The sequence below is a fragment of the Streptomyces sp. NPDC058812 genome, from assembly GCF_042744565.1.
Taxonomy (GTDB): domain Bacteria; phylum Actinomycetota; class Actinomycetes; order Streptomycetales; family Streptomycetaceae; genus Streptomyces; species Streptomyces thinghirensis.
In genome coordinates this window covers 573,471-585,385 of sequence record NZ_JBHYOB010000001.1, presented here as the reverse complement: position 1 = coordinate 585,385, position 11,915 = coordinate 573,471, and the positions used below count along the sequence as shown (strand labels likewise).

At 71.4% G+C, this 11,915-nt stretch carries 12 protein-coding genes; 4 read left to right on the top strand and 8 right to left on the bottom strand.

Features of this window, described 5'->3' with window-relative positions; all coding sequences use genetic code 11:
- The first annotated feature begins 4 nt into the window (after positions 1 to 4).
- A complete protein-coding gene (locus tag ACFW48_RS02690) occupies positions 5 to 811 on the top strand; it encodes a sugar phosphate isomerase/epimerase family protein (protein ID WP_386310248.1) in 807 nt (268 codons plus the stop codon).
- A gap of 168 nt (positions 812 to 979) precedes the next feature.
- Here ACFW48_RS02690 and rbsD read toward each other — a convergent pair whose 3' ends face one another.
- The 6 genes from rbsD to ACFW48_RS02660 form a co-directional block, all read right to left on the bottom strand.
- Positions 980 to 1,369 (bottom strand): D-ribose pyranase, encoded by a 390-nt coding sequence (gene rbsD / locus ACFW48_RS02685; RefSeq protein WP_386309738.1) that lies wholly within the window; start codon positions 1,367 to 1,369, stop codon positions 980 to 982.
- Positions 1,366 to 2,268: a ribokinase gene (locus ACFW48_RS02680; protein ID WP_386309735.1), complete on the bottom strand. Its 903-nt coding sequence runs from the start codon at positions 2,266 to 2,268 to the stop codon at positions 1,366 to 1,368. Before ACFW48_RS02680 ends, rbsD begins: the two co-directional genes overlap by 4 nt.
- 116 nt (positions 2,269 to 2,384) lie before the next feature.
- On the bottom strand, positions 2,385 to 4,337 hold the full coding sequence (locus tag ACFW48_RS02675) for a substrate-binding domain-containing protein (protein ID WP_386309733.1): 1,953 nt from the start codon (positions 4,335 to 4,337) through the stop codon (positions 2,385 to 2,387).
- Positions 4,327 to 5,871: a sugar ABC transporter ATP-binding protein gene (locus ACFW48_RS02670; RefSeq protein ID WP_386309732.1), complete on the bottom strand. Its 1,545-nt coding sequence runs from the start codon at positions 5,869 to 5,871 to the stop codon at positions 4,327 to 4,329. Before ACFW48_RS02670 ends, ACFW48_RS02675 begins: the two co-directional genes overlap by 11 nt.
- Entirely contained in the window at positions 5,868 to 6,914 is a 1,047-nt protein-coding gene (locus ACFW48_RS02665; protein ID WP_386309730.1) for a LacI family DNA-binding transcriptional regulator, read from the bottom strand. Before ACFW48_RS02665 ends, ACFW48_RS02670 begins: the two co-directional genes overlap by 4 nt.
- A 191-nt stretch (positions 6,915 to 7,105) precedes the next feature.
- Positions 7,106 to 7,594 (bottom strand): carboxymuconolactone decarboxylase family protein, encoded by a 489-nt coding sequence (locus tag ACFW48_RS02660; RefSeq protein ID WP_386309728.1) that lies wholly within the window; start codon positions 7,592 to 7,594, stop codon positions 7,106 to 7,108.
- Positions 7,595 to 7,724: 130 nt separating this feature from the next.
- On the opposite strand from ACFW48_RS02660, the gene ACFW48_RS02655 reads away from it, so the two are divergent.
- On the top strand, positions 7,725 to 8,714 hold the full coding sequence (locus ACFW48_RS02655) for an RNA polymerase sigma-70 factor (protein ID WP_386309727.1): 990 nt from the start codon (positions 7,725 to 7,727) through the stop codon (positions 8,712 to 8,714).
- A 20-nt stretch (positions 8,715 to 8,734) separates the two neighbouring features.
- Here the strand turns inward: ACFW48_RS02655 and ACFW48_RS02650 are convergent, their stop codons facing one another.
- Positions 8,735 to 9,526: an ArsR/SmtB family transcription factor gene (locus ACFW48_RS02650; protein WP_386309725.1), complete on the bottom strand. Its 792-nt coding sequence runs from the start codon at positions 9,524 to 9,526 to the stop codon at positions 8,735 to 8,737.
- Between the two features lie 158 nt (positions 9,527 to 9,684).
- On the opposite strand from ACFW48_RS02650, the gene ACFW48_RS02645 reads away from it, so the two are divergent.
- Complete coding sequence (locus tag ACFW48_RS02645; RefSeq protein ID WP_386309724.1) at positions 9,685 to 10,302, top strand: TOPRIM nucleotidyl transferase/hydrolase domain-containing protein; 618 nt, start codon at positions 9,685 to 9,687, stop codon at positions 10,300 to 10,302.
- A 140-nt stretch (positions 10,303 to 10,442) separates the two neighbouring features.
- Here ACFW48_RS02645 and ACFW48_RS02640 read toward each other — a convergent pair whose 3' ends face one another.
- A complete protein-coding gene (locus tag ACFW48_RS02640; RefSeq protein WP_386309723.1) occupies positions 10,443 to 10,853 on the bottom strand; it encodes an ATP-binding protein in 411 nt (136 codons plus the stop codon).
- A 210-nt stretch (positions 10,854 to 11,063) separates the two neighbouring features.
- Between ACFW48_RS02640 and ACFW48_RS02635 the strand changes: the two genes are divergently transcribed.
- Positions 11,064 to 11,915 (top strand): DUF5753 domain-containing protein, encoded by an 852-nt coding sequence (locus tag ACFW48_RS02635; protein ID WP_386309721.1) that lies wholly within the window; start codon positions 11,064 to 11,066, stop codon positions 11,913 to 11,915.

The following is an 11,915-nucleotide window of genomic DNA, read 5'->3' as shown; positions in this document are numbered from 1 at the left end:
CCAGATGACGGTCAAGCAGCTCTCCCTGCCCGAACTGACCGCCGCCTGCCGAGAACTGGGCGTCGCAAACGTCGGCCTGTGGCGCGAACCGGTCCAGGCGTACGGCGTCGAGGCGGCGGCCAAGCTGGTCCGCGACGCGGGCCTGACCGTCAGCACCCTGTGCCGCGGCGGCTTCCTCACGGCGACCGACGCGGACGAAGGCGCGAAGGCCCTGGCCGACAACCGCCGTGCCGTCGACGAGGCCGCCACCCTCGGCACCGACACCCTCGTCCTGGTCTCGGGTGGTCTCCCGGCCGGCGACAAGGACCTGCGCGCCGCCCGGGAACGCATCGCCGACGCCCTGGCGGAGCTGGCCCCGTACGCCGAGCGGCACGGCGTACGGCTCGCCATCGAGCCCCTGCACCCCATGTACGCCTCCGACCGCTGCGTGGTCTCCACCCTCACCCAGGCCCTGGACCTCGCCGAACGCTTCCCGGCCCACCAGGTCGGCGTCACCGTCGACACGTACCACATCTGGTGGGACGACCGGGCGCCCGAGCAGATCGCCCGGGCCGGGGCGGGCGGACGCATCCACACCTTCCAGCTCGCCGACTGGACCACTCCGCTGCCCGAGGGCGTCCTCAACGGCCGTGGGCAGATCGGGGACGGCGCGATCGACATGCGGGAGTGGAAGGGGTACGTGGAGGCGGCCGGGTACACCGGTGCCATCGAGGTCGAGCTGTTCAACGAGGAGCTGTGGGCGCGGGACGGGCGGGAGGTGCTCGCCGAGACGGCGGCGCGGTTCGCCGCGCACGCGGGGGCCGAAAAATAAACTCCGGCGGCCCGTGCAACCGTTTCGTCGCTCAGCGGGTCGTACTTGGCATCAGAACCCCAGTGGGGGGACCCGGGGGGGATCACGGGGTTCTGAAGGGGAGGGAAACCCGAGGGGGCCCGGTCGACCGGGCCCCCTCGAAGCCCTTCGTTCTTCGCCCCTCGACCGTCAGAAGAAGACCCCGCACCGCAACAGCACGTTCGCGTAGGGGCGGGCCTCCCCGGTCCGCACCACCAGCCGTGCCCCCGCCGAGAGTTCCTTCAACCGCTCGTGCGGGACGAGGACGAGGGCGGGGAAGTGCCCGTCGAGCAGCGCGGCGGCCTCCGCATTGGCCTTCCGTACCTCCGTCGCCGCCGTGGCGCCCTCGACCACCAGCTCGTCGAGCAGTCCGTCCACCACTTCCGCGAAGGACGGCACTCCGGCGCGGAAGGCCAGGTCGACGACGCGTGGACCGGCCGGGATCGGCATGCCGACGTCGCACACCAGGACGCCGTCGCCGTGGCCGAGTTCGGCGAGGGCGCCCGCGAGGTGGCGATTGAGTATGCCGGCCCGCTTCACAATGCCTCCGCCTCCGCCGCCGTCGGGTACGACGCCTGCGCGCCCGCCTTCGTGACGGCCGCCGCGCCGACCCGGGCCGCGTACGCCGCCGCCTCGGCGAGCGACTCGCCCGTGCCGAGCCGCCAGGCCAGCGCCGCGGTGAACGCGTCGCCCGCGCCCGTCGTGTCCACGGCGTCCACCTTCACCGACGGGACACGGGAGACGCCCGCGCCCGAGGCCACCAGCGCGCCCTCGGCACCCAGGGTCACGACCACCGAACGCGGCCCCTTGGCCAGCAGGATGCGGGCCCAGTCCTCGGGGCGCTCGCTCACGCGGGCGTCGCCGAGGATCACCTTCGCCTCGTGCTCGTTGACGATCAGCGGGTCGCAGGCCGCCAGCACCTCCTGCGGGAGCGGGCGCGGCGGCGACGGGTTCAGCACGAAGCGGCTGTCCGGCGCCAGACTCCGGACCACCTCGACGACCGTCTCCAGCGGGATCTCCAACTGCGCGGAGACGACCCGGGACGCGTGGAAGAGGCTCGCGGCGGCCCGGACGTCCCCCGGGGCCAGACGGCCGTTCGCGCCCGGCGACACCACGATGCTGTTGTCCCCGGACGGGTCGACGGTGATCAGTGCGACGCCGGTCGGCGCCCCGCCCACCAGCACGCCGACCGTGTCGACGCCGGCCGCCCGCTGCGAGTCCAGCAGCAGCCGGCCGTAGTCGTCGTCGCCGACCCGGGCCAGCAGCGCCGTACGGGCGCCGAGCCGGGCGGCGGCGACCGCCTGGTTCGCGCCCTTGCCGCCCGGGTGGACGGCCAGGTCGGTGCCGAGCACCGTCTCGCCGGCACCCGGCCGCCGCTCGACGCCGATCACGAGGTCGGCGTTGGCCGACCCCACGACCAGGAGGTCGTAGTCGTACATGAATCGCTCCCCGAGCCGAATGAATCCGAAATGAATCCGAGTGAATGCGAGTGAGTTCGAGTGAGGCGGGCGGACGGTCCTCATGACCGCCCGCCCGTGCGCTGCCGTGCGCCCTGTCAGCCCTCGAAGCCGGCCACGTTCTCCTTGGTGACCACCTTCACCGGGACCTTCACCATCTTCTCCACCTTCTTGCCGTCGGCGGCGCGCAACGCGTTCTCGACCGCGATCCTGCCCAGTTCCTTCGGCTGCTGCGCGACGGACGCGAACAACGTGCCCTCCCGCACCGCCTTCAGCCCGTCCGGGGTGCCGTCGAAGCCGACGACCTGGACCGACTTGCCGGCCTTGGAACCCAGCGCCTTGATCGCGCCGAGCGCCATCTCGTCGTTCTCCGCGAAGACGCCGTCGATGTCGGGGTGCGCCTGGAGCAGGTTGGTCATCACGTCCAGGCCCTTGGTGCGGTCGAAGTCCGCGGGCTGCTTGGCGACGACCTTGATGCCCGGGTACTCCTTGAGACCGGCCGCGAAGCCCGCCCCGCGCTCCCGGCTGGCGGAGGTGCCGGCCTGGCCCTGGAGGATGACGATCGTGCCCTTGCCGCCGAGCTTCTCGGCGAGCGCCCTGGCGCCCAGCTCACCGCCCTCGACGTTGTCGGAGGCGACCAGTGCGGCCGTCTTCGCGTCGTTGACGCCGCGGTCCACGGCGATGACGGGGATGTCGTCCTTGTTCGCCGAGCGCACCGAGGGGCTCGCGGCGTCGGAGTCCACCGGGTTGACGATGATCGAGGACAGGCCCTCGCTGGTGAAGTTCTGCAACTGGTTGGCCTGCTGGGAGGCGTCGTTCTGCGCGTCCGTGACCGTCAGGTCCACGCCCAGCTTCTTCGCCTGTTCCTCCGCTCCGTCCCTGATCTGCACGAAGAACGGGTTGTTGAGCGTGGACAGCGACAGACCGACCTTGCGCGTCTTGCCGGCCGAGGAGTCGTTGTGCAGCAGCGAGGTCGCACCCACGACGGCCACGGCCACGACCGCCGCGATCACGTAGGTCAGTGCCTGCTTGCCCTTGCCGCCCCCGCCGGCCCCGGCCGCCGGCGTGGTCGCCCCGGCCTTGCGCCGCAGGGTGTCCAGCAGCACCGCCAGTGCGATGACGACACCGATGACGACCTGCTGCCAGAACGCGGAGACGGACAGCAGGTTGAGGCCGTTGCGCAGCACCGCGAGGATCAGCGCGCCGATCAGCGTGCCCGACGCCTTGCCGGTGCCGCCCGCGAGCGAGGCACCGCCGATGACGACGGCCGCGATGGCGTCCAGCTCGTAGCCCTGCGCGGCCTGCGGCTGCGCGGAGGAGAGCCGGGAGGCGAGCACGATGCCCGCGGCGGCGGCGAACAGACCGGAGAAGGCGTAGACGGCGAGCTTCTGCCGCTTCACCCGCAGGCCGGACAGCCGCGCGGCCTCCTCGTTGCCGCCGATGGCGTACATGGAGCGGCCGATGTAGGTCCGCCCGAGGACGAACGCCGTGACGAGCCCCATCACGATCATCACGAGCACCGGCACCGGCAGCCACCCGCCGAGCGTGTCGCCGAGGTGGGAGACGGAGTCGGGGAAGGCGATCGGCGAGCCCTGCGAGATGACGAGCGACAGACCGCGCCCCACCGACAGCATGGCGAGCGTCGCGATGAACGGCGGCAGCTTCCCGTACGAGATGAGGAAGCCGTTCACCAGGCCGCAGGCGATGCCCGTCGCGACGGACAGCAGCACCGCGAGCACGACCGGTATCCCGGCCTCGGTGGCGCTCCAGGCCAGCACGGTGGCCGACAGCGCGGCGACCGAGCCGACCGACAGGTCGATGCCGGCGGAGACGATGACGAAGGTGACGCCGAAGGCGAGGATCGCGGTGACGGCGGCCTGGACGCCGACGTTCAGCAGGTTGTCGGCGGTCAGGAAGTCCCCGGACAGTGCCGACATGGCGACGACGAGGACGATCAGCGCGGTCAGCGCGCCGTTGTCGAGCAGCAGGCGGCGCAGACCGCCCGAGGCGCCCTGCGCGCCCGGCCTGCCCTTGAGCGTGTCAGTGGCCACGGGAGGCCTCCGTTCCGTTGCTGTGGGGGGTGTCGCTGTGGGGGGTGCTGACGGCGAGTGCCATCACGGCGTCCTGGGTGGCCTGGCCGGCGGGGAGTTCACCCGCGATCCGGCCCTGCGCCATCACCAGCACCCGGTCGCTCATGCCGAGCACTTCGGGCAGGTCGCTGGAGATCATCAGCACGGCGGCACCGGCGGCGGTGAGTTCGTTGACCAACTGGTAGATCTCGACCTTGGCGCCGACGTCGATGCCGCGCGTCGGCTCGTCGAGGATCAGCACCTTGGTGTTCGCCAGCAGCCACTTGCCGATGACGACCTTCTGCTGGTTGCCGCCGGAGAGCGTGCGCACGTGCTGACCGAGACCGGCCATCCGCACACCGAGCTGCCCGGCGATCCGCTCGGCCGCCGCGTGCTGCCCCTTGAGGTCGACGAGCCCGGCGCGGGAGGTGGAACGGAGGGTGACCAGCCCCAGGTTCTCCTCGACGGAGGCGTCCAGGACGAGCCCCTGACCCTTCCGGTCCTCGGGCACGAGCCCGATCCCGGCCGCCATGGCGGCGTTCACGTCGTGGCGGGGGAGCCGGGCGCCCGCGACGTGCACGGTCCCCGCGTCGTACGGATCGGCGCCGAACACGGCCCGGACGACCTCGGTCCGCCCGGCGCCGACGAGACCCGCGATGCCGACGACCTCACCGGCGCGCACCTCGAAGCCGACGTCGTGGAAGACGCCGTCCCGCGTCAGTCCCTCCACCTTGAGCAACGCCTCACCGGCGGCGGCGCGTTCGCGCGGGTACTGCTGCTCGATCGACCGCCCGACCATGAGGCGTACCAGCTCGTCCTCGGGCGTGGCGGCGGGCACCTGCCCGACACTGCGTCCGTCCCGGATGACGGTGACCCGGTCGCCGAGGGCGGCGATCTCCTCCAGGTGGTGGGTGATGAAGACGATCCCGACGCCGTCCTCGCGCAGCCGCCGCACGATGGCGAACAGCTTGTCGACCTCCTCGGAGGTCAGCACGGCGGTCGGCTCGTCCATGATGAGCACGCGCGCGTTCAGGCTGAGCGCCTTGGCGATCTCGACCATCTGGAGCCGGGCGATGCCGAGTTCACGCACACGCGCGCGCGGCGACACGCTCAGACCGACCCGCTCCAGCAGCACTTCCGCGTCCGCGTCCATCTTCTTCCGGTCGATCATCCCCAGGCGGCGCGGCTGGCGTCCCAGGAAGATGTTCTCGGCGACCGTCAGATCGGGGACGAGGTTGAACTCCTGGTAGATGGTGGCGATCCCGAGGCGCTCGGAGTCCTGCGCACCGTGGATGCGCACCTCCTCGCCACCGGCCAGGATCCGCCCGGCGTCGGGCGTGTAGGCGCCGGAGAGCATCTTGATGAGGGTGCTCTTGCCCGCGCCGTTCTCACCGAGGAGCACGTGCACCTCGCCCCGGCGCAGGTCGAAGTCGACGCTGTCGAGCGCGACCACGCCGGGGAAGGTCTTGCGGATGCCCTCGATGCGCAGCAACTCGTCCGGACTGCGGCTGCTCACGGCGTACTCCTTCGTACGGGGGACGGGGACGGGGTTTCTCGGAGGGCCGGTTCACCGCACGACCGGCGCACGACGAGCCGCGCCGGGAGGGTGACGGACTCGCCGGGCCGCCCCTCGATCCGGTCGACCAGCGCGCGCACGGCGGCCCGCCCGAGGTCGCCCGTGGGCTGGGCGATCGCGGTGACGGGCGGATCGGTGTGCACGAACCAGCGGATGTCGTCGAACGCGGCGAGCGCGATGTCCTCGGGGACCCGCAGCCCGCGCGCGCGTACGGCGTCCAGGGCGCCGAGCGCCATCAGGTTGTCGGCGGCGAAGACGACCTCGGGCGGTTCGGGCAGGTCGAGGAAGCCCTCGGTGACCCGGCGTCCGCTGTCGGCCTGGAAGTCGCCCTGGCCGATGTAGGCGACGGGCAGGGGGAGCCCGTACGCGCCGAGCGCCTCGCGGAAGGCGTCGACGCGCTCGCGTCCGGTCGTGGTGGCGGCGGGCCCGGCGATGATGGCGAGCCGCCGGTGCCCGAGGCCGTACAGATGCGCCACGAGGTCCCGTACGGCGGCCCGCCCGTCCGACCGGACGACGGGCACGTCGACACCCGGAATCCACCGGTCGACGAAGACCATCGGCGTCCCGGCCCGCGCGGCGTCCAGCATCCGCGGGGAGCCGCCGTCGGTCGGGGAGACGAGCAGCCCGTCGATACGCCGGTCCAGCAGCGTCGTGACGTGGTGGTCCTGGAGGTCCGGCCGCTCGTCGGCGTTGCCGATGATGACGCTGTAGCCGAGCGCGCGGGCCTCCTCCTCGACGGACCGGGCCAGTTCGGTGAAGTACGGGTTCATGACGTCGCTGATGACCAGGCCGAGGGTGCGGGTCTGGTCGGTGCGCAACGACCGGGCGACGGCGTTCGGGCGGTAGCCCAGCGTCTCGACGGCGGCCAGCACACGCTCGCGTGCGGCGGGACTGACCGACGGGTGGCCGTTGAGCGCGCGCGAGACCGTCGCGACGGACACGCCGGCTTCAGCGGCGACGTCCTTGATGCCGATACTCGCCATCGCCGTTCCACCTCCTCGTGGAATCGATTACACGGAGGATTGGAAACGATTACACGGGCGGCTGGCAAGAGGGTGAGAGGGTGCCGAGACCCAATCGTGACCCGGCGGGTTTCGCGCGTCCGCCGGACATGCGGCGGCCCGGCCCCGGAACGAAGGTCCCCGGGCCGGGCCGGACGCGACGGCCGGTCGGCTCAGTCGCCGAGCGCGGCGGCGAACATGCCCGCCTCGTACGAGCCGCCCCGCTGGTGCGTGATCACGGCGAGCCGGTTGGCCGCGTTGATGAGGGCGACCAGGGAGACCAGCGCGGCGGTCTGGTCGTCGTCGTAGTGCCCCCGCACCTGGGCCCAGGTCTCGTCGGACACGCCCTGGTGGGCGTCGGCGAGCCGGGTGCCCTCCTCGGCGAGTGCCAGCGCGGCCCGCTCGGCCTCGGTGAACACGGTCGACTCGCGCCAGGCGGCGACCAGGTGGAGCCGGACCGCGCTCTCACCGGCGGCCGCGGCCTCCTTGACGTGCATGTCGATGCAGTGGCCGCAGCCGTTGATCTGGCTGGCGCGCAGCGACACCAGCTCCTGCGTGGACTTCGGCAGCGACGACTGGTGAACCACCATGCCGGTGCCCGCGAACCGCTTGGCGAACTTGCCGCCGATCTCGTTCTCGAACAGGTTGAATCGGGTGTCCATGACCTCGTCCTCACTCTCGGTGCCGCGTTGACGAACACAAGACGCCGGCGACCCGATCCCTGTGACGGGGCGCCGATGTGACGTGAGCCACCGCGTACGGGTGTCACAAAGCGGCGGCGACCGGCGTCCTGTGCGCATGACACCGTCCGAGGCGAACAAGCGGGAGCAGCTGGTGGCGAGCGAGAACAGTGGACGCGAGCCGGACGACACGACCGGGCGGACCGCCGGCGGCGGCGGGCGCGCGGACCCCGCCACCGAGGCCTTCGTCGCCCACCGCAACCTGCTCTTCACCGTCGCGTACGAGATGCTCGGCTCGGCCGCCGACGCCGAGGACGTCCTCCAGGAGACCTGGCTGCGGTGGGCGGGAGTCGATCTCGCGACGGTGCGCGACCGGCGCTCTTACCTGGTCCGGATCACCACCCGCCAGGCACTGGGCCGGCTGCGCACGCTCGGCCGCCGCAAGGAGTCCTACGTCGGCTCCTGGCTGCCCGAGCCGCTGCTCACCACGCCCGACGTGGCCGAGGACGTCGAGCTGGCCGACAGCGTCTCGATGGCGATGATGCTGGTCCTGGAGACGCTCACGCCGACCGAACGGGCGGTGTTCGTACTGCGCGAGGTGTTCGACCTCGGCTACGACGAGATCGCCGAGGCCGTCGACAAGAGCCCGGCCGCCGTCCGCCAGACCGCGCACCGGGCACGCGCGCACGTCGCGGCGCGCCGGCCGCGCGGGGCCGTTTCCCCCGACGAGAGCCGGGACGCGCTCGCCGCGTTCCAGCGGGCGGTCGAGACGGGCGACTTGCAGGGCCTGCTCGACATCCTCGCGCCGGACGTCGTCCTGCTGGGCGACGGCGGCGGCATCAAGCGGGCCGTCCTGCGGCCCGTCATGGGGGCCCTCAAGGTGGCCCGCCTCATGGTCGGGGGGCTGCTCAAGCAGGCCACCGCGGTCTCGTTCGCACCGGCTGAGGTGAACGGCTACCCGGCCCTGATCCTCCGGCTCGACGGCGCGCTCGACACCGTGATGACGCTGCGTTTCGACGACGGCCTGATCACCGGGCTCTACGCCGTGCGCAACCCCGAGAAGCTGTCGCGCATGCGACGGGAGACCGCCCTGCGCCGCTGAGCGAGCGGCCCCGCCGTCGCCTACGCGGGGTCCGGAAGGGCGTCGCCGGTCTCCAGCAGTGTCTTGAGGCTGGAGACGAGGGCCGGCCAGCCGTGCTGGATCATCTCGCGGGCGGTGCTGCCGGGCTCGAAGCCGTCGTGGACGATGGTCAGTTTCACCGAACCGCCGAGGTCCTCGATCTCGAAGGTGACCTTCGACCGCTGTTCGGCGGCGAGCTCGGCGAGCGTCTCGTCGTCGATCCCGTTGGCCTTCGCCCACCCAGGCGTGAAGGTGTGCCAGGTGTACGACAGGCGCCGGAACGGGTCGGCTTCGAGTACGACCTGTCCGGGGTCGGCGGTCTCGGCGTCCCGCTCCCGCCAGACCATGGGTGATCCGACCCTCCAGTCGGTGGCGAACTCCACGCCCCAGTAGCGCCGGGTGAAGGCGGGATCGGTCAGGCCCTGCCACAGCTTCTCCGGCGTGGTCTTGATGTAGGTCGTGTAGACGAACGCGTTGCTGTCCATGGCGGTGTTCTCCAGCGCGTGCTTGAGGTCGGCGAGTGCGCGCACCCGCTCGCGGTCGTAGCGGCTGATCCAGCGTTCGGCGATGGCGTTGACCGGTTCGGCGTTGAGGTAGTGCAGCTTCTCGCGGCCCCGCCGGACGGTGGTGACCAGGTTGGCCGCCTCCAGCAGTGCCAGGTGTTTGCTGACCGACTGCCGGGCCATGTCCAGCCCGGAACACAGCTCGCGCAGGCTCTGCCCGTTGCGTTCGTTCAGGCTGTCCAGCAGCCGCCGTCGGCTGCTGTCGGCCAGCGCCTTGAAGACCTCGTCCATCTCCGCCCCTCTGACATGCAGCCCATTGGCTGCCTTTCACGTTAGGCAGCCACAAGGGTGCATGTCAATCGGAGGTGTGGGGCGGCGTCGCCGACGAGCCGGCCGGGCTCTGCCGAAAACCACTACCGGCGCGGCCGCCCAGGGCGGAGACTCGTGCCATGGCGGACATGGGGGCGTTCCGGGTTTCGGTCACCGCGTGGGCGGCCGGTGGCCCCGGCGGCCCCGCGCGCGAGTTGGCGACGCGACTGTCAGTACGTACCGCTGTCCTCCTGGAGGGGCCGAGCGACTCGGCGGCGGTCGACGCGCTGGCCGCGCGTCACGGCCGCGACCTCGCGGCGGAGGGGGTCTGCGTCCTCCCGATGGGCGGCGCGATGAGCGTGGGCCGCTTCGCCGACCTCCTCGGACCGTCCGGCCTGGACCTCCGCCTCACGGGACTGTGCGACGAGCGGGAGCGGGGCTACTACGTCCGTGCCCTGGCGCGGGCGAACGCGGCGCCCGACGGTCTCTTCGTCTGCGCGGCCGACCTGGAGGACGAGCTGATCCGCGCGCTGGGTGTGACGCGGGTGAAGGAACTGGTCGAGGCGGAGGGTGACCTGCGCCCCCTCCGGACCTTCCTTCGCCAGCCCGCCCAGCAGGACCGCACCGCGCAGCAGCAGCTCCGCCGGTTCTTCGGCACCAAGAAGGGCCGGAAGATCCACTACGGCCGTGTCCTCGTCGAGGCCCTGGACCTCGCGCGCACCCCGGCCCCCCTCGCGGGGCTGTTCGCGGGTCTCTGAGGGTGCCCGGCGTCGGCTCTGTCGCTCAACCGTGAGCAGTTGGGCTGATGTTGTACTTGGGGCGCTCGGATGAGCACTTGGCCAACAGGTGGCCGGTGAGTGTCCTCGTGTTGCCGGGGTGCTGGTTGCTGCGGGTGCGGTCAGGCGGCGGTCAGCTCGCACCACACGTACTTGCCCCGGTCGCCGTGCCTGGCCAGCGGATGCCACCCCCACACGTCGGCGCAGGCCCGCACCAGCGCCAGCCCCCGCCCTTCCTCCAGCTCCTCCACCCGCCCGAACGGCGCGGGCGGTTCCGGAGGTTCCGGGTCCGCATCCCACGCCCCGATCCGCAGGATCCCGGGCGGCGCCCAGCGCACACGCAGGGCGGCCGGACCCTTGGTGTGCCGCACGGCATTGGAGACCAGCTCCGTCGCGAGCAACTCGGCGACGTCCACGAGTCGGATCAGCCCGTGCATGGTGAGGATCAGGCGAAGGGTGCGACGGCTGACGGTGACGGCTCGGAGGTCGTTGGGGATGTACAGGGAGTACTCCCACGGTTCGTTCTCAGGCATGCGGACTCCGTTTCGGAGGAGCAGAGGGGAATGCGGGGCCGGTGTCATCGCCGCAACCATCCCGACAGGGCGGAGCGGTGCGCTTCCGGCGCGCACTGTGTGCGTCACGTCACTGACAGTAGGGCTAACATGTCATACGGAGCAAGTGGATCGCCTAATGTGACCCCGAACGGGTCGTGCCGATAAGCGCGTTGAACCGAGGAGCCGTCCATGGTCTTGAGGCGCGAACCGAGCGCGCGGCAATTGCGGTTGGCGACCGAACTCCGCAGACTTCGCGACGCTGCGGGGCTCACCGCGGCCGAGGCGGCGGCGCTGCTCGGGACGAGCCGAGTGCAGATCAGCCACATCGAGTCCGGGATCGCAGGCGTGAGCGAGGAGCGGCTGCGTCGTCTCGCGGCTCACTATTCGTGCACGGACGAGGCGTTCGTCGATGCCCTAGTCGTCATGGCGGCCGACCGTTCGCGTGGCTGGTGGGAGGAGTATCGAGGGCGGCTGCCCACGGCGTTCCTCGATCTCGCAGAGCTGGAGCACCACTCCACGTACCGATGTGACGTGGAGTTCCTGTTCGTCCCCGGCCTGCTTCAGACGGCGGACTACGCTCACGCCGCCTTCTCGTCAAGGATCCCCGAACTTCCGCGCGAGGAGCTGGAGCTGCGCGTCGGCCACCGGATGCAGCGCAAGGCGATCTTCGAACGGCCCACCCCCGTACCGTACGAGGCCGTTGTTCACGAAGCGGCGTTGCGCATCCGGGTCGGCAATCGCACCACCGCGCGAGCCCAACTCGCCCGTGCCCTGGAGCTCTCCGAAGCGGACCACATCACCCTGCGTGTCATCCCCTTCGACCTGGACGGCTTCGGTGGGGCTTGGAGCCCCATGATGCTGGCGGGTGGGGCCGTGCCCCAGCTGGACACGGCTGTCCGCGACGCACCTCACGGCACCGGTTTCATCGACTCTGAGGCCCAACTCGGCGTCTTTCGAACAGTCTTCCGTAAGGTAGAGGGCGTGTCACTCGACCCGAGCCGGTCGCGTGACTTCATCCAGCGACTGGCCAAGGAACTGTGA

Excerpts from the sequence above, each read along its gene's own strand:
- ACFW48_RS02640 (WP_386309723.1), bottom strand. The coding sequence starts at position 10,853 with ATGCCTGAGAACGAACCGTGGGAGTACTCCCTGTACATCCCCAACGAC.
- ACFW48_RS02645 (WP_386309724.1), top strand. The coding sequence starts at position 9,685 with ATGGCGGACATGGGGGCGTTCCGGGTTTCGGTCACCGCGTGGGCGGCC.
- ACFW48_RS02665 (WP_386309730.1), bottom strand. The coding sequence starts at position 6,914 with ATGGCGAGTATCGGCATCAAGGACGTCGCCGCTGAAGCCGGCGTGTCC.
- ACFW48_RS02690 (WP_386310248.1), top strand. The coding sequence starts at position 5 with ATGACGGTCAAGCAGCTCTCCCTGCCCGAACTGACCGCCGCCTGCCGA.
- ACFW48_RS02660 (WP_386309728.1), bottom strand. The coding sequence starts at position 7,594 with ATGGACACCCGATTCAACCTGTTCGAGAACGAGATCGGCGGCAAGTTC.
- ACFW48_RS02650 (WP_386309725.1), bottom strand. The coding sequence starts at position 9,526 with ATGGACGAGGTCTTCAAGGCGCTGGCCGACAGCAGCCGACGGCGGCTG.
- ACFW48_RS02680 (WP_386309735.1), bottom strand. The coding sequence starts at position 2,268 with ATGTACGACTACGACCTCCTGGTCGTGGGGTCGGCCAACGCCGACCTC.
- ACFW48_RS02635 (WP_386309721.1), top strand. The coding sequence starts at position 11,064 with ATGGTCTTGAGGCGCGAACCGAGCGCGCGGCAATTGCGGTTGGCGACC.